Source organism: Spirochaeta cellobiosiphila DSM 17781 (assembly GCF_000426705.1).
Lineage (GTDB): Bacteria > Spirochaetota > Spirochaetia > DSM-17781 > DSM-17781 > Spirochaeta_E > Spirochaeta_E cellobiosiphila.
Window position 1 is genome coordinate 87469 of sequence record NZ_KE384558.1, and the last position, 19148, is coordinate 106616.

A 19148-nucleotide genomic window follows, 5' to 3' on the forward strand; every position below is an offset into this window, starting at 1 on the left:
ATTGTCATTTTTACCCTATTTTCCTTACTGAAGTTGTTATTCCATGATTTTAAAAAACTGGAACTAATTGTAGAATGCTTGCTCAAAAGACTTTGCTCTTTGAGGTTAAATCATGAAGATAATACAGAGTTTATATAGGGTAGCCATTACCTCTGCCGGGGCATTTACATTTATTTCTCTCCTTTCCATCTATTTTGTTTCAGTCATCTTGGATTTTAAGGATCTATCCCTTCAGACATGGAAAGTGAGGACTGCATGGAATGAGCTGTCCCTCATAAATGATGATATTTTATATTTTCAATTAGATTCTATTAGCTATCTCAATAAACTTAGAGAGGACTGGTTGGTGAAGACCAAGAATTTGGACCAGTCTTTTCAGGATTTATATAATCATCCCCGTGCTAAGACTCTCTCTCCGGAACTGACTCGTGAACTGATCCATGCTGATTATATATGGCGTTTTTCCAAAAAGCGTATCTATAATGCCCAGCAAATACTGAACAGCCTATCCGATAGACAGCAATTATTTGATGTTATATTAGCCAGTGGTAACCCTAGTTTGTATGAAAATATTAAAGTTCTGAGCCTGGAAGGGGACTTAAGTTTTGAGGAGCGTCTGGTCTATAGAAGTTTTCTAGCTAATACAGCAGTCTTTTTTATGACGCGTAATGAATTCACAGATATTCTGAATGTCATTAATAATGAAATTCCCCCCCTCCTGGAACAGAGGATTTTTGCCCTCTGCGGTATATCTTTTATTCTGTATATTCTGACTTTTACAGGCACATTGTTCTTCCTGGGTAAAACTTCAGCACCAATAAAACAGTTAGTTCAAACCATGAATGATATTGGTCAGATGGATTATTTATTGGTTTCTCCCAAACCGGCAATAGACCCGCATTTTGACGAGATAGCCCTGATACAACATGGTGTGTATGAGATGTGCCAAAAGATTAGTAGTCTCTATGAACAGAATTTGGAGATCGAAAAGGAGAAGCAGGAAGCCCGTCTTAAGGCTCTTCAGTATCAAATTAACCCTCATTTTCTCTATAACACATTAGGTTCCATACAGATGGCGGCTCTGATAGAGCAACAACCAAGAATAGGTGCTGTTATTAAAAGTCTCTCCCAGCTCCTGCGAAAAACCATCAACATGACCGGTCATCAGATCACGGTCTATGAGGAGCTGGATATGCTTGACGACTATATCAATATTATGCAATTCCGTTATTTTGACAGAATAAGTGTTGTCAAAGAGATAGACCCGGAAGTATATAAAATGTACATTCCGAGCCAGATCCTTCAACCTTTGTTGGAAAATGCCATACAACATGGAATCAATGAATACCTTAATCAAGAGGGAAAAGAAGCTTTTATTTATATCAGAGCCTATATTCAAAGTGATGTTTTATATCTGGAGGTGGAGGACAATGGCACGGGTATGGATATCAGCCATAGGGATCTTAGCCTCCCTGTAAAAGACAACTTCTCCAGAACCCATTTGGGTTTAAGCAATATTGATGAAAGAATCAAAATCAACTTTGGCTTGTCCTATGGATTAACGGTTACAAGTCAAAAAGAGCAGGGAACGAAGATTCTTATTACCTTACCTATTCTCAGGAGTACCCATGAATGATCGATTATTGATAGTTGATGATGAACCTCTTTATCGTAAGGCGATAAAGGAGATCATAGATTGGAAGTCCTTAGGTTTTGATGAACCGGAAGAAGCCATTAATGGTGAGGATGCTCTATCACGGCTATCACAAAGCAACTTTGGTCTTGTTATTACAGACATCAAAATGCCTAAGATGGATGGATTGGAGTTGATTCGTGAAGCTCATCAACAAAAGATAGACAGTCATTTTATCGTTCTTAGTGCTTATGATGATTTTAAGCTAGTGAAGAAAGCTTTTCAGATAGGCTGTCTGGATTACCTTTTAAAACATCAAATAAGCCAGGATGAAGTAAGTCGCATTATTAATAACTATCGAGATCGTCAAAAGGCACAGGATAGTTCTGATACTCAGAAAGAAAGGCTCTATCAAAGGGATTTTTTAGCTTCTCTTTTAAGAGAGGAGAAGGTAAAGGAGAGCGATGTCTGCCAGGTCATGGAAATCCCCAGTTTTAAAGAAGGAGGCCGTATTTATACGGCAAAAGGAAGAATCCATGTTGAACAGGATATTGATGGGGCCTATCTTTATCAACTTATTGAGGACATAGCCTATCAAATTCCTTCCTTATATACCATTCAGCATAATCAGGATGTGACTTTTTTTTATGTTACAAAAAAGCCCTTGTCCTGGCGGGAACTGGATAGCTTCTGGTCCTTTGTGGGGAGCTTGTGGTCTGACGGGATTTCTTCCTATGGAGGAAGTCTCTCCATAGGTTTTCAAAATAAATATTCTGATATAAGCCAGATTCGGCAGACAATAGAAGAGGGCAGCTCTTGTTTGGATTGGTACACTGTACGAGGTCAGGGTAGTATTATAAGTCCCCCTCGACTACAAATTAAGGCAAGCCCTGTTAGTCTTCCTGATGTGAAGAAGCTATCTCAGCAATTGATTCTGGCTACTACAGAGGAATCCATTGCTATTTTAGACAAGATTAAGTTGGATCCCTATACTTTTGGTTGGTTCTCCCCTTCACAGATCAGGTCTTATTTTCACAGCACAGCCTCCCATATCAAAGCTTCTTTAGAAGCCCTTGGGTTTAGTGATAATTCCCATTTACTTGATATGTTCTATCAGTCTCAACGACAGATCAATGACTGGGATATTAAGCAATTCAATAGAACTGTTGACAAAATCATTGATTTCTATAAGACAACCACCTCCTTACCGAATCGATTAGTAGGAGATATCGTTCAATACATCAAGGAACATTATAAAGAAGCTCTCACCTTAGGGGGCGTTGCAGAACATTTTGAACTCAATCCCAGTTATTTAAGTCGTCTTTTTAAGAAAGAAGTAGGGGGAGGGTTTGCCCAGTATTTGGCGGAAATCCGCATCAAATCTGCTGTATCCATAATGAATGCTCATAATCTGAGGATATCCGAATTAGCCGTTCTTGTGGGAATTCCCCAACCGGAGACCTTCTGCCGCGTTTTCAAAAGAGTCAAAGGTATGAGTCCAAAACAATATCTATTGTCTTTAGGTAAAAAAGTGACAGATTAAGTAAAATTGCATCATGGACAGCTTCTTCATACTAGAGTTAGCCTCTGTTTAGACTAAATAAATATAGGAGTTGAATGTGAAAAGATTTTTGTCCATTCTATGTGTCTTGACTTTTTTTACGGGAATTCTTGTTGCTGAAGGTTCTCAAGAGGGATCTTACCCTACCAAAAGCATTAACCTCATAGTTCCTTTTTCTGCTGGTGGCGGTACAGATGCTGTTGCGAGAGCTTTGGCTAAATCAGCTGAGAAGTATCTAGGACAATCTGTTGTTGTATTGAATAAAACAGGTGGTTCCGGGGCTGTAGGAATGACGGCTGGTGCAACCGCTACTCCCGATGGTTATACCATCACTATGATTACCCGGGAAATAGTTTCTCTACCATTAATGGGATTGGCTCAGATTTCTCCTGACGATTTTGATTTGGTTAGACTCGTTAACCTTGATCCTGCTCTATTGGCCGTTAAATCAGATTCTTCCTACGCTAACATAGATCAGATCATAGACGCTGCCAAAAAGAACCCAGGTAGCATCAAGTTCGCCAGTACAGCTAAACCAAATTTTTACATTTTAGCTTTGGAAAACAACCAAAATATTAAGTTTAACCAGATTCCTTTTAATGGAGCAGGGGAAGCTATTCCTTCTGTTATTGGTGGACATACTGACTTTACTATTGCCAGCCCAGGAGAATTGATTTCTCAGATCCAGGGTGACCAATTACGACCAGTAGCTATTATGGCACCTGAAAGAATTGATTCTATGCCTGAAGTCCCTACCTTTAGAGAACTTGGTTATGATGTTGTTTCAGGAACCTGGAGAGGTATTGCTGTTCCTAAGGGAACTCCTGAATCTATTCGAACAGGATTAGAGGAAGCTTTTGCTAAAGCCGTAGCTGATCCTGATTTTGTTGCCTTTATGAAGAATGCCAAGTTAGGTATCTATGATCTTGATAGCGCTGCTTTCGCTCAGTACATCAAGGCTGATACTGATACCATTCAAGAGATCGTTTCTAAACTTAAATAATTTTCTATAGACTCTGGCTTAGGCCGGAGTCTGTTCGTATCAATTAAATAGGAAGCTTCATGAAAAAGATTAATATTGTGGTTGGTGGTTTATTCTTAATATTAGGAATATTCGTCTTTGCTATGTCCTTTACATTCAAACAAACTCTGATATCAGACAATTATCTGGGAGCTGCTTTCTTCCCTCGTCTTGTGTCTGTCGTTTTAAGTGTATTGTCTATTGCATTGATCATATCCAGTGCAAAGGTTTATCTGGCTGATTCTGCAGGGGAGAATCAGGTTGCCAAAGATATTTTTCACCTTAGTAAGTTAAAAAATCCTTTAATAATTATGGCCTTCCTGATGGTCTATTATTTTCTTGTCAGGGTTACAGGATTTTGTATCACTTCAACTTTGCTCTTTACTGCCATTCTGTTCGTCATTGGCGTTAAAAAAGTCAGCTATTATATAAGTGCTCCTATTTTTGTTGGAGTAGTGTATTTTATCTTTCGATTCTTATTCCTTGTTCAATTACCAACAGGTTTTGTAGGATTTTAGGAGTTAATTATGTTTCATCTACTATTACAGGGATTTCAATCTGTTTTTTCCCTTAGTATATTTCCCCTTCTTGTTATTGGTGTAACAGGGGGAATTATCATTGGATCTCTTCCTGGCTTAACAGCTACTATGGGAGTGGCTATCCTTCTTCCTTTTACCTTTGGTATGAGTCCTACGGCGGCTTTGGTTATGCTGGTGGGTATCTATATCGGTGCCATTTACGGGGGCTCTATTGCGGCTATTCTTTTGAGAACTCCTGGTACTCCTGCTGCGGCTGCGACTGTAGCTGATGGTAATGCATTGGTGAAGAAGGGCAAAGCGGGTCAAGCTTTGAGTATGTCCGCTATTGCCAGTTTTTCCGGTGGTATGATTAGTACTATCATGCTCATCTCTTTGTCTCCTCTCTTGGCTAAGTTTGCCTTGAGATTCAGTGCGCCCGAATATTTTATGTTAGCTATATTTGGTCTGACCATTATTGCTTCCATATCTTCTAAAAATGTTCTTAAAGGTTTTATTGCAGGTTTCTTTGGATTGTTTTTAGCCACTATGGGAATGGATCCTGTTACCAGCTTTCCCCGTTTTACTTTTGGTAATATACAAATGCTTAACGGGCTCTCTATCATTCCTGTATTAATCGGTTTATTTGCTGTGGCAGAAGCCCTTGTTCAATTAGAAGATATCATCCTTAATAAGAAGGAAAAGTCCCCTGTGGCTAATAGGCAGATTGTGTCCATGAAGGATGTTGTTTCCAACCTTCCCACTATCATTAAGTCTGCACTTATGGGTACCTTTATCGGCGCTATCCCTGGGGCAGGCGCAGATATTGCTGCCTTTATTGCCTACAATGAAGCCAAAAGAAGTTCAAAGGAACCAGAAAAATTTGGTACAGGTCACCTCCCGGGAATTGCTGCTCCTGAAGCAGGAAATAACGGGGTAACAGGGGGAGCCCTGGTGCCCTTGCTTACCTTGGGGGTTCCCGGTGATGCTGTAGCCGCCATTCTTCTGGGTGCTTTGATAATTCAAGGTATTTCTCCCGGCCCTATGTTGTTCAAGAATAATCCTGAGATTGTATATGGCTTGTTTAGCTCTATGATTGTAGGGAATATTTTGATGCTTATCATTGGTTTGACTTGTATTCGCTTCTTTTCTCGCATTGTGGACATTCCTAAAACATTGATAGTTCCTATGATTCTTATTCTCTCCATTGTTGGTTCCTTTGCCATCAATAACAATATGTTTGATGTGTTGGTTACTATCCTGTTTGGTATCATTGGTTATCTAATGGTGAAGGTGGAAATCCCCCAATCTCCTATTGTTCTGGCTTTGATTCTGGGACCTATGGCTGAGACTAATTTGCGGAAAGCCATTCTTATGTATGAAGGGAGTTGGCGTTTCCTTTATACAAGACCTATTACTGTTGCCTTCATTGTTTTAGCTGTCTTTTCACTCGTAACATCTATTCGTGTTAAGAGAAAAGCAGCAGCCAATAAAGCAGGTTAACATAATGTTCTCAATCCTGTAACATCAGGGTTGAGAACATTTTAAGGAAACTTATATGGCAGAGTATAAAGCTTTTATACATTGGACTGACACAGAAAACAAATTTCATACGGGACGATACTCTCGAGCCCATTCTTGGGCCTTTGATGGAGGGATTACTGTTAAAGCCTCTTCTTCGCCTCATGTTGTTCGTCTTCCTTTTTCTGCAGAAGATGCCCTGGACCCAGAAGAAGCCCTGGTGGCTTCTGTATCCAGTTGTCATATGCTTACTTTTCTTTTCCTTGCAGGGAACGATGGTTGGGATATTGAATCCTACGAAGATAAGGCCCTTGGTTTTATGGAAAAGAATGAAAAGGGTATTCCCTGGATATCCCGTATTAAGCTGGAACCTAAGATCCGATACAGAGGAGAGTCTCCTCAAAAATCACAATTAGAAGATCTTCACCATAGAGCTCATGACCAGTGTTATATTGCTAATACTATCAAATCAGAAGTTTTGGTAATTTTTTAAAAAAGTTATTCCCCCTTAGCCCCATTTACCCGGTATACTCATGAATATGAGAAGAATACCGGTATATTTGTTGCTGCTTTTCTTATGTCTTCCCTCGATGAATGTGAACAGTGATCCCATTGTGTACGGAATTGTTCCTGATGCTGCTCCCATGACTTATGTAGATGACGAAGGCAAGCCGACTGGTTTCTTTGTAGAACTGTTTGAACATATTATGTCTGACTTGGGGATTCCCTATCGTATTGAAGTAGGCATCTTCCCCCAACTTTATAAAGAACTTCTTATCGGTGATATTGATCTATTTACAACCATGATGAAGACTCCTGAACGGGAGAAGTTGCTCTATTATCCGGATACTCCCGCTTATTCGGGATGGGGGCAGCTTTTTGTTTCCGATGGTGCTGACTATAAAGACCTGCATTCCTTAAGTAGTCAATCTATTGGACTGGTGGCAGGGGATAGTAATGGTGTGAATTTTAGGAAATTCATAAAAGACTTTGACATCCCATGTGACTTTAGATACTACTCCAGCTTTGCTAAACTTATGGAGGCTGTTAAGAATCAAGATATTTATGGGGGCGTCTGTTCTAATGTTATAAATATAAGAAGGAATGGAATTTCTCCCACAGCAACTGTTTTTTCCCCTGTCGCTGGTTATCCTGTTACTAATATAAACAATCCTTTTAAGAGTGATCTTGATAGAATCATGGATCGATATAAAGAACTAAAAACGGATACGAACAGTTATTATTATGATCTATGGGATAAATGGTTTTCTTTCTCTGCCTCCTCCAGAAAACAATTGTTTTGGCTGGTGGTGTTTTTTGCTAGTTCTCTGGGCATAGCTCTCAGTATCTTTTTTGGATTTTTATTTATTCTCCGTTATCAGGTTCGCAAGAAAACAGAAGAATTGACCCTTTCCCAATCCCTTGTAGAAAATGCCAGAGAGGGTATTGTGATCACCGATAAGAATTATAATATTCTAAAAACCAACAGGGCTTTTTGTCAAATCCTGGGTATTGATAATCTATTGAGCTGTAATTTTTTTGATCTACCTTTCTGGAAAATAAATGATAGCCATCCTCCTCAGGACCAGATTAATGAAATATTGAAAGTTGAGGGACAATGGCAGAAAGATCTCGTAGGTCATCGTAAAGATGGTAGTGAGTACATCCAGCATACCAGACTTCAACCGATTTTGGATCAACAAGGTGTTCTCAAGAATTGGGTGGGCGTTATTGAGGATGTCACTAAAGAAAGAGAATTAGAGAGTGTTGCTATCTATCAGGCGAAGCATGACTCCCTGACTGATCTTCCTAACCGACGTTTTCTCCTGGAATATGTGGAGGAATATCTTAAGCAGGATCTCTTAAGGCCTTTTCAATTAGCCATCGTGGATATTGATCAGTTTAAAAACTACAATGATGCTTTTGGTTATTATGCTGGTGATAAGATATTAAGAACTGTGGTGGATAAGTTGAGAGAATTCGAATATGGACATAATCTGTTTATTGCCCGACTGGAGGGGGATGAATTTTGTATCGTCTATTGGAATCCTGTTGACCCAGAACTTTCAAGAGAGTTCTGGGATTCTATCATTAACGCATTTAAAGAGCCTTTGGTGATTCCCGATTTTAACCAGTTGGTTGTGAGATTATCTATGGGAGTGGCTTTGTATCCCGAAGATGGAGCTAGCTTGCTGGAGGTTGTAGATCGTGCCTATCTGGCTCTTCATCGAGGTAAAACCCATAGAATGGGACAGATCACCTATTATGAAGATCGTTTCAGTAATCCCATAAAATCCAGAATCCAAAGGGAATTGCTCCTGCGGGATAGTCTTAATAAAGGAGAAATCCATATCCTTTATCAACCTAAACTAAACCTGAATCATCGTCGTATTACAGGAGTGGAAGCCTTGATTCGATGGGAATCTGAAGAAGGGTTGTTCTCACCCGAAGAATTCGTTCCTATTGCGGAAGATACAGGGTTGATCATTCCTATCGGAACCCATGTTCTTTTTAAGGCCTGCCAGGATATTGCTGATCTTAATAAAACTTTAGCTTATCCTATTTCTGTAGCTATCAATGTGTCAGGTGTTCAATTCAGTGATCCTTCTTTGTTTGATACTGTTAAACAGGCATTAAAATTATCTCAACTATCTCCTTCTCTGCTGGAACTGGAAATCACAGAGACTGTTGCCATGAATCACTTAAGTCAATCTACTAATGTGATTGATAAATTCCGAGCTATGGGAATCAGCATTGCCATGGATGATTTTGGTACGGGATATTCTTCCTTAGCCTATCTAAAGGATTACCCCTTGGATGTTCTCAAAATTGACAAATCTTTTATAGATTCTCTTCCTGATGTGGAACAGCATTCGGGTATAGTGGAAACCATATTGCACTTGAGTCATCTATTAAATCTTAAGGTCGTAGCAGAAGGGGTCGAACGGTGGGAGCAACTTGCCTTCCTTGATGATACGGGCTGCCATGAAATCCAGGGGTATCTCATAAGTAAACCAATAAGCACAGAACAATTAGATGAACTTCTTATGAGCTTTGATTATGACCTTTGGTCATCAAAGTTCTTGGTGAGGTAATTTACAAGACACCCATTGACAGCTATAATCCTCCCCTATGGAAGGTAAACCTATGAGTGTACGAGTACGTTATGCCCCTAGTCCAACGGGCAAGCAGCATATCGGTGGTGTAAGAACTGCTTTATTTAATTATTTCTTTGCCAGAGCCCAGGGCGGGCAATTTATTCTTCGTATTGAAGATACGGATCAGCAAAGGTTTAGTGAGGAGGCCTTACAGGATCTATATGATACTTTTGAGTGGTTAGACATTCATTGGGATGAAGGTCCAGATGTGGGCGGTCCCTATGGTCCTTATATTCAATCCCAACGTTCTGATCTATATAAAAAGTATTGTGATCAGCTTATTGAAGAGGGCCATGCTTATCCTTGTTTCTGTAGTGCAGAACGTTTGGATCAGGTGAGGGAAGAACAGAAGAAAGCAAAAAGCAAGATTCAAGGCTATGATCGACATTGTCGTGATTTAGATCCTGGAGAAGCAAAAAAAAGAATCGAAGAGGGTGAAGAACATGTCATCCGATTTAAGATACCTCTTGAAGGCAAGACTCATTTTGATGATTTGATCATGGGAACCATTAAACGGAAAAATGAAGACATCAGTCCCGATCCGGTGATCATGAAATCTGATGGTCTGCCTACTTATCACCTGGCTAATATCATTGATGACCATCATATGAAAATAACTCATGTCCTAAGAGCTCAGGAGTGGATTCCCTCTGGTCCACTTCACGTTTTGTTATACAAGGCTTTTGGATGGGAGGCTCCTCAATTCTGTCATCTTCCTATGGTTATGGGTAAAGATGGTCAAAAGCTGTCTAAACGGCATGGGGCCACCTCTCTCATTCAATTCAGAGAAGGGGGATATCTTCCTGAAGCCATTATCAATTATGTTGACTTGGTGGGATGGTCTTATGATGACAGTAGAGAGTTCTTTTCAAAAGAAGACCTGGAACAACTATTTACAATAGATAAAATAAACAAAGCCCCTGGGGTTTTTGATTATAAAAAACTGGATTGGTTTAACGGACAGTACATACGAAAAACACCAGAGTCAGAAGTTAAACCCCTGATTATGCCTTATCTACAAAAGGCAGGTATGGTCAGTAATCCTGTTACTTCTACTGAAGATCAGTTGATAGACTCCTGTATCCCTTTGATCCATGAAAGGATGAAGTTATTATCTGATTCTGTAAACCTTTTGAAATTCATTTTGACTGATGTCAACACTTGGACCATAGAAGATCTATTACCCAAAAAGGTTGAAGTTTCTGAGGTCATCACGATCCTTCAATCAGCAAAGGAAGCTTTGGCAGGATTCGAGAAGCGATCAGTAGAGGAAAATGAACAGGTATTTCATGATCTGGCCGAAGCCAAAGGGTGGAAGCTGGGCAACTTAATGATGCCTGTCCGTGTAGCAGTAACAGGTACCAAACAATCCCCTCCGCTTTTTGAAAGCATGATGCTCATTGGTTCTGATGTGACTATGAAACGGATTGATGGGGCGCTAAAATTTTTACAAGATAATGAAAATGGAGATAACTAAATATGGCAGATGGTAAAAACAATAAAGAAGTAACACTAGCCAAATTAACTTCTTTAAGTAAGAGACGCGGTTTTGTATTTCAATCGAGTGAAATCTATGGTGGTCTTAATGGCGCCTGGGATTACGGTCCCTTAGGTATAGCTCTTAAGAATAATATTCAGAAGTTCTGGTGGAAGGAAATGACCCAGCTTCATGATAATATTGTTGGATTAGATGCTGCCATCTTAATGCACCCACGAACTTGGGAAGCTTCTGGTCACGTGGAAGGATTTAATGATCCCATGGTTGACTGTAAGGAATGTAATGCGAGATTCCGAGCTGACCATATAGATTTAAGTGCTCCCTGTCCTAATTGTGGCAATAAGGATAGCTTCACCGAACCACGTGATTTTAACCTCATGCTTAGTACCAACTTAGGTCCTGTTCGTAATGAAAACTCTAAAGTGTATCTCAGGCCAGAAACAGCCCAAGGGATCTTTGTTAACTTCAAGAATGTGGAAAACACTAGCCGATTAAAACTTCCCTTTGGTATTGCCCAGGTAGGTAAGGCTTTTAGAAATGAAGTAACGACCAAATCTTTTATCTTCCGAACTTGTGAGTTCGAACAGATGGAAATGCAATATTTTGTTAAGCCAGGAACGGATGAAGAGTGGTTCCCTTATTGGAAAGAAAAAAGAATGGCTTACTATGATAAGTTAGGTATTAATAATAAAAAGCTTCGTTTCCATGAACATGGTCCCGATGAATTAGCTCATTATGCTAAGGGTGCTTTTGATATTGAATATGAGTTCCCTATGGGATGGCAGGAATTAGAAGGGATTCACTCCCGAACAGACTTTGACCTTAGTCGTCATGCCGAGTTCTCTGGTAAGAAGAAAGACTGTACTTATCGGGATCCTGAGACTAATGAAGTCTTTATTCCTTATGTCATTGAGACTTCTGTTGGTTTGACTCGAACTGTTCTTATGTGTTTATCCGATGCTTATGAAGAAGAGGAAATCGCCGAAGGGGATGTGAGAACGGTACTTCACTTCCATCCTGCTATCGCGCCTTTAACCGTAGCGGTTCTTCCTCTTGTGAAGAAAGATGGATTAGCTGAACTGGCTAAGGAAATCGAATTGGAACTAAGAGAAGACTTTGCCACTTTCTATGATCAAAGCGGTGCCATTGGTAAGAGATATCGACGTCAAGATGAGATTGGTACTCCTTTCTGTCTTACTGTGGACTATGATACGAAGGAAGATCAGACCGTTACTCTTCGATTCAGAGATTCTATGGAACAGGTTCGTGTTCCTATTAGTGAATTATCTAATCGTATCAGAAGTGAAATCAAGAATTACAAGAGAGAATTTTAATGTCTGAATTATTAGAAAAAGCATCCCAATTGGATTTAGATCCAGGTTTGAAGAGTCTCCTGGAAAGGGGATTCCTCCAACAATGTACAGATATTGAAGGATTGAACAAGAAGATGAAAGAAGGTCCTGTGACCTTCTATTCCGGCATTGATCCTACGGGTCCCAGTGCTCATGTGGGGCATATGGTTCCTATTTTTGCCATGACTCATCTTAAGAATGCGGGACATAATCCTATCCTTCTTATAGGGGGAGGGACGGCCCGTTTAGGTGATCCTTCTGGTAAGACAGAAATGCGTAAGATGCTTAGCTATGAGGATATAGCTAAGAATGGGGAAGCCCAAGCTGCCCAACTCAAGAACTTCATTAGCTTTGATGATGGTTCTGGTAAGTTGATGAATAATGCAGATTGGTTGGCGAATCTTAATTATATTGATTTCTTACGTGAGATTGGTAGTCAGTTCTCTGTTAACCGTATGTTGACTTTTGAAGCTTATAAACAACGAATGGAAACAGGTTTGTCCTTTGTGGAATTCAACTACCAATTGCTCCAGTCTTATGACTTCCTGGAATTAAATCGACAAGAAAATTGTCATCTTCAGATTGGTGGTGATGATCAGTGGGGTAATATTGTTGCTGGTATTGATTTGATCAGACGAATGGAAAGTAAAGAAGTCTTTGGTCTTACCTTTCCTTTGATCACACGAGCTGATGGTAAGAAAATGGGTAAATCAGAGAAGGGCGCTATCTTCCTTAATCCTGATATGTGTCCCATCTTTGACTTCTTCCAATACTGGCGTAATGTTGATGATAGAGATGTTAAGAAGTTCCTTAAATTATTCACCTTCTTGTCATTAGAAGAGATTGAAACTCTCACAGCTGGAACAGAAGCAAAGGATATTAATAGAGCCAAGGAAATCCTGGCTTTTGAATATACCAAATTGATCCACGGTGAGGAAGAAGCGCAAAAAGCCTTAGATGGTGCACGTGCTGCCTTTAGTCAAGGGGGCGCCGGTAGCAAGGAAGGTATGCCTTCTGGTGAATACTCCCAGGCTCAAATACAAGCCGGTATTAATATTATGGATCTATTCACAGAAGTGGGCTTATGCCAATCCAAGAGTGAAGCTAGACGTTTAGTACAACAGAACGGCGCTGCTATCAATGGAGAGAAGTATAACAATATTGATTATGTGGTGAATGATTCTCATATAGATGAAGAAGGGGATATCATTCTTAAAGCTGGTAAGAAACGTTTCTTTAGAATTATTGTTAAATAAATAAGAGAAAAGCTGTTACAAGTATTAGATTGTAACAGCTTTTTTTAGTATAGGCTGTGTCCTAATTTAGTTTAAATCCCCTAACGTCTGTATCCAAATGATTGATCTTTTCCTGGTTGGATATGTTAAGTTTCTTTATATTATTCATAGCATCGTTTATTTCTTGAACACCTAATTCTATTTCTTTTATTCCCAGTGTTGCCTCATCAGATATTTGATCCAGTATACGCATGGTTTCTTGAATATCCTTACTTTGATCATCTATGGATTGGGATTCGTTACGAATGGCTTTTATCATCTCAGTGCCTTCGGAGGTAGATTTCAGTATTCTTTGACTTCCCTGGGATAGTTCAGACATGTTTTCAATGATCTCTGTTAAGGCTTCTGTTAGCTGATCGGCAGTCTCTTTGATTTGTTCAAACACATCGAAGCTTGTATGTGCTGCTTCTTGGGCCATTTTGATTTGTTCGATCATTCCTAATAGGGAATTATCTATTTGAACAGCATTCTCCGATGTGTTTTCTGCTAATTTACGGATTTCTTCAGCTACTACGCTAAATCCCCTTCCGGCTTCCCCTGCATGGGCGCTCTCTATTGCGGCATTCATGCTTAAGAGGTCTGTCTGCTGGCTTACGGCTTTTATCAAGCTAGTGATTTCGAGCAAACTGTCTATCTCTTTAGCAACATCAGTAATGATCTGATTTGTATTGGCTACTTTTTCACCGCCCAGATTTACTACGTTCTTTAACTCCATAGCCTGTTCTTTTCTTTCACTACCTAAACGGGCTATGCTTTTGATAGAGGCATCCATCTCTTCTATTGAGGCGGATGTATCATCATTTCGATTCGATTGTTCATAGGTTTTGTCACTAAGCCTGTCAATGTTAGTGGAGATTTGTTTGATAGAGGTGAAGTTGGATTTAACACTTACATGAATCCGTTCAATTAATGTTTTGATAGAGCTAATATTCTTCCCTATTTGATTAAGGGCTACGGATGTCTCCTCTGTGGCGCCAGATATATCTTCCCCGTGAGATCTAATATCCGTACTGGCTATTTGGGTGGCTCCAAAGAAATCTTTCAGGGAACCAATGAGACTGTTTAAATCCTTGGCTGTATTACTAACTTCATCCTTACCTTTCAATTCTATATCAAGAGCCAGATTTTTCGATGAGACTTCTTTCATAGCGTCTTCCATTAAACGTAGTCTTTGACTTAAGGAAGAGGCAAACCTTATTCCTGCCAGAATCGATAAAAAGGATAGAAAGATAAAAGAACCAACAGAAATATATAAGAATATCTGTTGTATCTTGTTGATTTCAGTGTCTACATAGTTTCTTGTCTCCGTTACAATCTCGATTCCTGTTTCAAAGAAAACCAGGACAGATTGGATCTGATTATTAAGAACACTGAAAGACAAAGCGGCCATAGTTCCTATGTCCTCATTCATTAGCAAGGTGACCGTTTTTAGGTCTGTAGTTTGCATTTTAAGTAACACGTCTGATGTTTCCAAATCAGCAAAATTGGTTTCGATTGTATCTAGTTTATTTTCAATGTTGCCATAAAGCCGGGGAATCCCTTCTAGTTTTTTTTGTGTTTCTTCTCTTAACAGTCTACGCCCGGGATGAGTTTCCAGAATCAACAAACTGTTCTCCAAACGCTGACGTGCTTCCTTTTCACGTTCTTTTACTTTTACATAACCACTTCTACTGTTGATCAAATCGTTAGTCGACATTCTTAGATTTTGCCAATCAGCTATGTTTTTACTTAATTCTAATTGGAAGTCTTTGAGTTGCCCAACCAAAACTTGATCCACTATCTGTATCAAAGATATAACTAACATTCCAAATATAAATATGCTGGAAAAGCCGATGAGCTTTGATTTGATACGCATGATGCCTCCTCACTTTTCTGTATACAATATGATAGAGGGAAAATAGGAATATCACAATCAATTTGTTCTTTTGTCTTACTTAGGGTAATTTCTATAGTATGGACATTAAACTATTTCATTCAATTAACGACATTGATGAATCTGATTGGATTCTTCTCCAGAAAGAGGCGACCCCCTTCTTTCAGTATCACTGGCTTCACAAATTAGAGCAGGTAGGACTTCTTCATTTCCATAATGGATGGAAACCTATATTTGTAACAGCATGGGAGGATGATGTTCTTGTCGCTTGCCTCTGTCTTTATGAAAAAAAGCATAGCCAGGGAGAATTTGTTTGGGACTATGCCTGGGCAAATGTGGCTCAGCAGATAGGTGTGAGTTATTATCCCAAGCTGGTGGGAACCCAGGCTTTTACAGCTTCACCAGGAACTGCCATTCTTATTAAGTCACAGGAATATTCTGAGGTCAGGAATTTATTAATAGATAAGGCTAAGTCTCTGCTTACAGAGAGAGGATACCCTTCTCTTCATTTATTATGGTGGAAAGCTGATCAGGAACCACCTCAGGGTGACTTTGTGGAATGGACTCATCAGTATTTTCTATGGTCCAACCAGAACTATGGAAGTATGGAAGATTTTCTATATAAGTTTAAAAAGAATCAAAGGCGTAATATTCAAAAAGAGTTGCGTACTGTTCAGGAGGCTGGTATTCAATTTCAAATCCTCACTGAAGAAGATCTTACTCCTGAAATATTAGAGTTCATCTGGGACTGTTATTATATAACTAATGAAAAATTTGGTCCCTGGGGTGCCCTTTATTTAAGTAAAGAGTTTTTTATGAGCTTAGGTGATGGTTTAGTCAAAGGGATAAGAGTCTTCGTAGCTCAATTGGATGGTCGTAATATTGCTATGTCTCTGCTCTTTGAAGATAATAATTGTCTTTATGGTCGATATTGGGGGACTTTGGAATATCATGATTGTCTTCATTTCGTTCTCTGTTATTATGAACCTATTAGGTATTGTATCCAGAAGGGCATTTCTTCTTTTGATCCGGGAATGGGATCTCCCCATAAAGCACGTAGAGGTTTTTCCAGTCATCATGTATCAAGCTATCATTATTTTACTAATCCTTTAATGCAGCAGATTATGGCTAAATACATACCTCAGATCAATGAAGAAACTGATGAGGAGATCCAGATTTTGAATAATCGAATTCCCTGGAAAGAAAAGTAAATTCTATTTGCTATCTGTCTTATAATTTCTTACCTTCATGCTTATGAAATCAATAATGCGTGTTGAAAATTTAGTAAAGCGTTATCCCGGTGTGGATGCCGTTAAGGGAGTTAGTTTTGAGATTCCCGAGGGTATTTGTTTTGGTTTATTAGGTCCGAATGGAGCAGGCAAAACAACGACGATTGAAATGATGGAAGGAATACTTAGTCCTACAGAGGGGACTGTATTCTTTAGAGATAATCCTATTGGTCAGAGATTTAAGGAAAATGTGGGAATTCAATTCCAGAATACTGCTCTGCCCGAGTTTATTACGGTCAAAGAAACCATTGAGATGTTTAGAGCCTTCTATCCTCATCCTCGGTCCCTTGAGGAAATCATAGAGATTTGTTCATTGCAGGATATTTTGGATAGGGATAATCAAAAATTATCCGGAGGACAGCGTCAGCGTATGCTTCTTGGTTTAGCTCTTATCCCTCATCCTGAGATGATATTTTTAGATGAGCCCACCACAGGTTTAGATCCTGCCGCCAGACGTAATTTCTGGTCTCTAATCGAAAAGGTAAAAGCGGAAAAAACCTCAGTTCTTTTGACAACTCATTATATGGATGAGGCTCAAGTCCTGTGTGACCAGATAGCCATTATGGACCATGGAACAATATTGGAAATTGATACGTCAGAGGCTCTATTGGATAAGTATTTCAAAGGGGCTCTTGTAAAGGTTCCCCATCAAGGGATAACCATTGATATTCCTAATGCCGAAATCAATGGAGATTATGTGGAAATCATTTCTAATAATTTGGATGAAACCATGAAACAATTGCTGGGCCTCAACGTCAATTTGGAAGGCCTTAGTATTCACAAACCGAATTTAGAAGATCTTTTTATTAAATTAACAGGGTCTTCTTTAAGAACATAAAGGGTAACGATATGAAGAAATTTTATGCCATATTCAAGGCACGAACTATGGAATATGTGAGAGATCGCGGCTCCCTTATGTGGAATCTGGCCTTTCCTTTTTTATTGGTAATTGGTTTTGCTATAGCTTTTGGACGAGGTGATGATGCTCTTTTTAAAGTGGGTGTTATGCATGGAGTGTACTCCACCAGTTCCTATGAATTAGATACTATTTTGGATAACCCTGCCATGGAAGTTATTGACTACCATGAACCTGTTGATGTGGTTTTACGAAAATTACAGCAACATCAGATTGATTTAATTATAGACTTTGATAACCAAATGTATTACTTGAATAATGAAGCCAATTCCTCTTTTATTTTGGAACCCCTTTTAGAGAAAGCTTATCCTTCATTTCATAGGGAGCAAGTGGCGGGAAAGGCTGTTCGTTATGTCGATTGGCTAGTGCCGGGAATCATTGCCATGAGTATGCTGTTTAGTTGTCTCTATGGTGTTGGATTTGTTATCGTCCGTTATCGTAAGAATGGTGTTCTTAAACGATTAAAGGCAAGTCCTATTAATCCTTTCACTTTTGTGTCAGCTCAGATGGCAAGCCGTTTTATTATTGTCTTTTTAACATCGGTGTTTGTCTTTGCTGGTACCAATTTATTCCTTCATTTTTCTGTGGTTGGATCTTACCTCTGGCTAGTTGTTGTTTTAAGTCTTGGCATTCTCTGTATGATTTCTATGGGACTTATTTTTGCAGCCCGAATTAAGAATGAAGAATTGGCCGGTGGTCTAATTAATTTGGTGACCTTCCCAATGATGATATTTTCCGGTGTATTCTTCTCCCTGGAAGGAACACCTGTCTTTATTCAGAAAGCGGCGCAATTTTTTCCTTTGACACATTTTCTGACAGCCACCCGTGCCGTCATGATTGACGGCGCAGGTTTCTATCAAATTTGGCCACAACTGCTTATCTTATCAATTATGACCTTGGTTTTCTTAGGAATTTCCTCCCTTTTCTTTCGTTGGGAGTGAACTTAGAAACTGAAGTGGATCTGTTAAATACTCAAAATGCAGGTGATCACCGGTAGCCATACCGGTGGCTCCCTGTATTCCTATGACTTCACCGGCATCAACTTTTTGACCTTCTTTAACGAAGGTCTTTTTCATATGGGCATAGAGGCTAAGATGTCCATTCCCGTGATCAATAACAACCATGCCTCCATAAGTAGGATGACCTTTGAAATACCCATTGGGAGCAGGCCAGTGTTCCACTACAACTCCTGGTAATACTGCCTTTATAGGGGCATTAGGTGGACCAACTATATCTATCCCTCTATGTAGTTTTAATCCTTCTCCTCTTCCTCCCATAACGGGTTCTCTGTAGCCAAAATTACTGGAAATGACAAATTTGTCTAATGGAAAGGATGCTTCCTGAGCTTGAACGCTCAAAATTGTGAAAATAGTAAACAGCACTGCTGTTACGCTGATTCGTTTCAGCATAAAGACTCCTCGAGTTGAATAAAAATTTGAGGTCTTTGTTTGTAAAGATTATTAAGACAAGAAGATGTGAGACCTGAGCTGGACTAATTTAATAAAGTTGCAGGAAA

Annotated in this window: 15 protein-coding genes; 13 read left to right on the plus strand and 2 right to left on the minus strand. The window is 39.4% G+C overall.

The window, feature by feature from the left end:
* Nucleotides 1-112 precede the first annotated feature (112 nt).
* The 10 genes from K345_RS22620 (at nt 113) to tyrS (ending at nt 13515) form a co-directional block, all read left to right on the plus strand.
* Nucleotides 113-1636 (plus strand): sensor histidine kinase, encoded by a 1524-nt coding sequence (locus K345_RS22620; protein WP_028975186.1) that lies wholly within the window; start codon nt 113-115, stop codon nt 1634-1636.
* Complete coding sequence (locus tag K345_RS0117035; RefSeq protein ID WP_028975187.1) at nt 1629-3176, plus strand: response regulator transcription factor; 1548 nt, start codon at nt 1629-1631, stop codon at nt 3174-3176. The genes K345_RS22620 and K345_RS0117035 overlap by 8 nt, the downstream gene beginning before the upstream one ends.
* Nucleotides 3177-3252: 76 nt before the next feature.
* Nucleotides 3253-4197 carry a tripartite tricarboxylate transporter substrate binding protein gene (locus K345_RS0117040; RefSeq protein ID WP_083963843.1) on the plus strand — a complete coding sequence of 315 codons (945 nt, stop codon included), beginning with the start codon at nt 3253-3255 and terminating at the stop codon, nt 4195-4197.
* A gap of 59 nt (nt 4198-4256) precedes the next feature.
* A complete protein-coding gene (locus tag K345_RS0117045; RefSeq protein WP_028975189.1) occupies nt 4257-4733 on the plus strand; it encodes a tripartite tricarboxylate transporter TctB family protein in 477 nt (158 codons plus the stop codon).
* A 9-nt stretch (nt 4734-4742) separates the two neighbouring features.
* On the plus strand, nt 4743-6233 hold the full coding sequence (locus K345_RS0117050; protein ID WP_028975190.1) for a tripartite tricarboxylate transporter permease: 1491 nt from the start codon (nt 4743-4745) through the stop codon (nt 6231-6233).
* Nucleotides 6234-6288: 55 nt separating this feature from the next.
* A complete protein-coding gene (locus K345_RS0117055; RefSeq protein ID WP_028975191.1) occupies nt 6289-6744 on the plus strand; it encodes an OsmC family protein in 456 nt (151 codons plus the stop codon).
* A 103-nt stretch (nt 6745-6847) separates the two neighbouring features.
* Nucleotides 6848-9346 (plus strand): EAL domain-containing protein, encoded by a 2499-nt coding sequence (locus K345_RS0117060; RefSeq protein ID WP_037573033.1) that lies wholly within the window; start codon nt 6848-6850, stop codon nt 9344-9346.
* 52 nt (nt 9347-9398) lie between these two features.
* Nucleotides 9399-10886: a glutamate--tRNA ligase gene (gene gltX / locus K345_RS0117065; protein ID WP_028975193.1), complete on the plus strand. Its 1488-nt coding sequence runs from the start codon at nt 9399-9401 to the stop codon at nt 10884-10886.
* A gap of 2 nt (nt 10887-10888) precedes the next feature.
* Nucleotides 10889-12241 carry a glycine--tRNA ligase gene (locus K345_RS0117070; protein ID WP_028975194.1) on the plus strand — a complete coding sequence of 451 codons (1353 nt, stop codon included), beginning with the start codon at nt 10889-10891 and terminating at the stop codon, nt 12239-12241.
* A complete protein-coding gene (gene tyrS / locus K345_RS0117075) occupies nt 12241-13515 on the plus strand; it encodes a tyrosine--tRNA ligase (RefSeq protein WP_053228430.1) in 1275 nt (424 codons plus the stop codon). The genes K345_RS0117070 and tyrS overlap by 1 nt, the downstream gene beginning before the upstream one ends.
* A 61-nt stretch (nt 13516-13576) precedes the next feature.
* Here tyrS and K345_RS0117080 read toward each other — a convergent pair whose 3' ends face one another.
* Nucleotides 13577-15409 (minus strand): methyl-accepting chemotaxis protein, encoded by a 1833-nt coding sequence (locus tag K345_RS0117080; protein WP_028975196.1) that lies wholly within the window; start codon nt 15407-15409, stop codon nt 13577-13579.
* A 98-nt stretch (nt 15410-15507) separates the two neighbouring features.
* Here K345_RS0117080 and K345_RS0117085 point away from each other — a divergent pair, with 98 nt between their 5' ends.
* The 3 genes from K345_RS0117085 to K345_RS0117095 are packed head-to-tail and all read left to right on the plus strand — an operon-like array spanning nt 15508 to nt 18573.
* The gene (locus K345_RS0117085) at nt 15508-16638 is read left to right on the plus strand and encodes a GNAT family N-acetyltransferase (protein WP_028975197.1); all 1131 of its coding nucleotides are present in this window, start codon (nt 15508-15510) and stop codon (nt 16636-16638) included.
* A 43-nt stretch (nt 16639-16681) separates the two neighbouring features.
* The gene (locus K345_RS0117090; RefSeq protein WP_028975198.1) at nt 16682-17554 is read left to right on the plus strand and encodes an ABC transporter ATP-binding protein; all 873 of its coding nucleotides are present in this window, start codon (nt 16682-16684) and stop codon (nt 17552-17554) included.
* 11 nt (nt 17555-17565) lie between these two features.
* A complete protein-coding gene (locus K345_RS0117095) occupies nt 17566-18573 on the plus strand; it encodes an ABC transporter permease (RefSeq protein ID WP_028975199.1) in 1008 nt (335 codons plus the stop codon).
* Here the strand turns inward: K345_RS0117095 and K345_RS0117100 are convergent.
* On the minus strand, nt 18538-19041 hold the full coding sequence (locus tag K345_RS0117100; protein ID WP_028975200.1) for a M23 family metallopeptidase: 504 nt from the start codon (nt 19039-19041) through the stop codon (nt 18538-18540). The two genes, K345_RS0117095 and K345_RS0117100, sit on opposite strands and share 36 nt — an antisense overlap.
* Nucleotides 19042-19148: the final 107 nt, after the last annotated feature.

Bases quoted from the DNA above. Each gene is read 5' to 3' on its own strand.
- K345_RS22620 (WP_028975186.1), top strand. From the start codon at position 113: ATGAAGATAATACAGAGTTTATATAGGGTAGCCATTACCTCTGCCGGG.
- K345_RS0117035 (WP_028975187.1), top strand. From the start codon at position 1,629: ATGAATGATCGATTATTGATAGTTGATGATGAACCTCTTTATCGTAAG.
- K345_RS0117045 (WP_028975189.1), top strand. From the start codon at position 4,257: ATGAAAAAGATTAATATTGTGGTTGGTGGTTTATTCTTAATATTAGGA.
- K345_RS0117050 (WP_028975190.1), top strand. From the start codon at position 4,743: ATGTTTCATCTACTATTACAGGGATTTCAATCTGTTTTTTCCCTTAGT.
- K345_RS0117055 (WP_028975191.1), top strand. From the start codon at position 6,289: ATGGCAGAGTATAAAGCTTTTATACATTGGACTGACACAGAAAACAAA.
- gltX (WP_028975193.1), top strand. From the start codon at position 9,399: ATGAGTGTACGAGTACGTTATGCCCCTAGTCCAACGGGCAAGCAGCAT.
- K345_RS0117070 (WP_028975194.1), top strand. From the start codon at position 10,889: ATGGCAGATGGTAAAAACAATAAAGAAGTAACACTAGCCAAATTAACT.
- tyrS (WP_053228430.1), top strand. From the start codon at position 12,241: ATGTCTGAATTATTAGAAAAAGCATCCCAATTGGATTTAGATCCAGGT.
- K345_RS0117080 (WP_028975196.1), bottom strand. From the start codon at position 15,409: ATGCGTATCAAATCAAAGCTCATCGGCTTTTCCAGCATATTTATATTT.
- K345_RS0117085 (WP_028975197.1), top strand. From the start codon at position 15,508: ATGGACATTAAACTATTTCATTCAATTAACGACATTGATGAATCTGAT.
- K345_RS0117090 (WP_028975198.1), top strand. From the start codon at position 16,682: ATGAAATCAATAATGCGTGTTGAAAATTTAGTAAAGCGTTATCCCGGT.
- K345_RS0117095 (WP_028975199.1), top strand. From the start codon at position 17,566: ATGAAGAAATTTTATGCCATATTCAAGGCACGAACTATGGAATATGTG.
- K345_RS0117100 (WP_028975200.1), bottom strand. From the start codon at position 19,041: ATGCTGAAACGAATCAGCGTAACAGCAGTGCTGTTTACTATTTTCACA.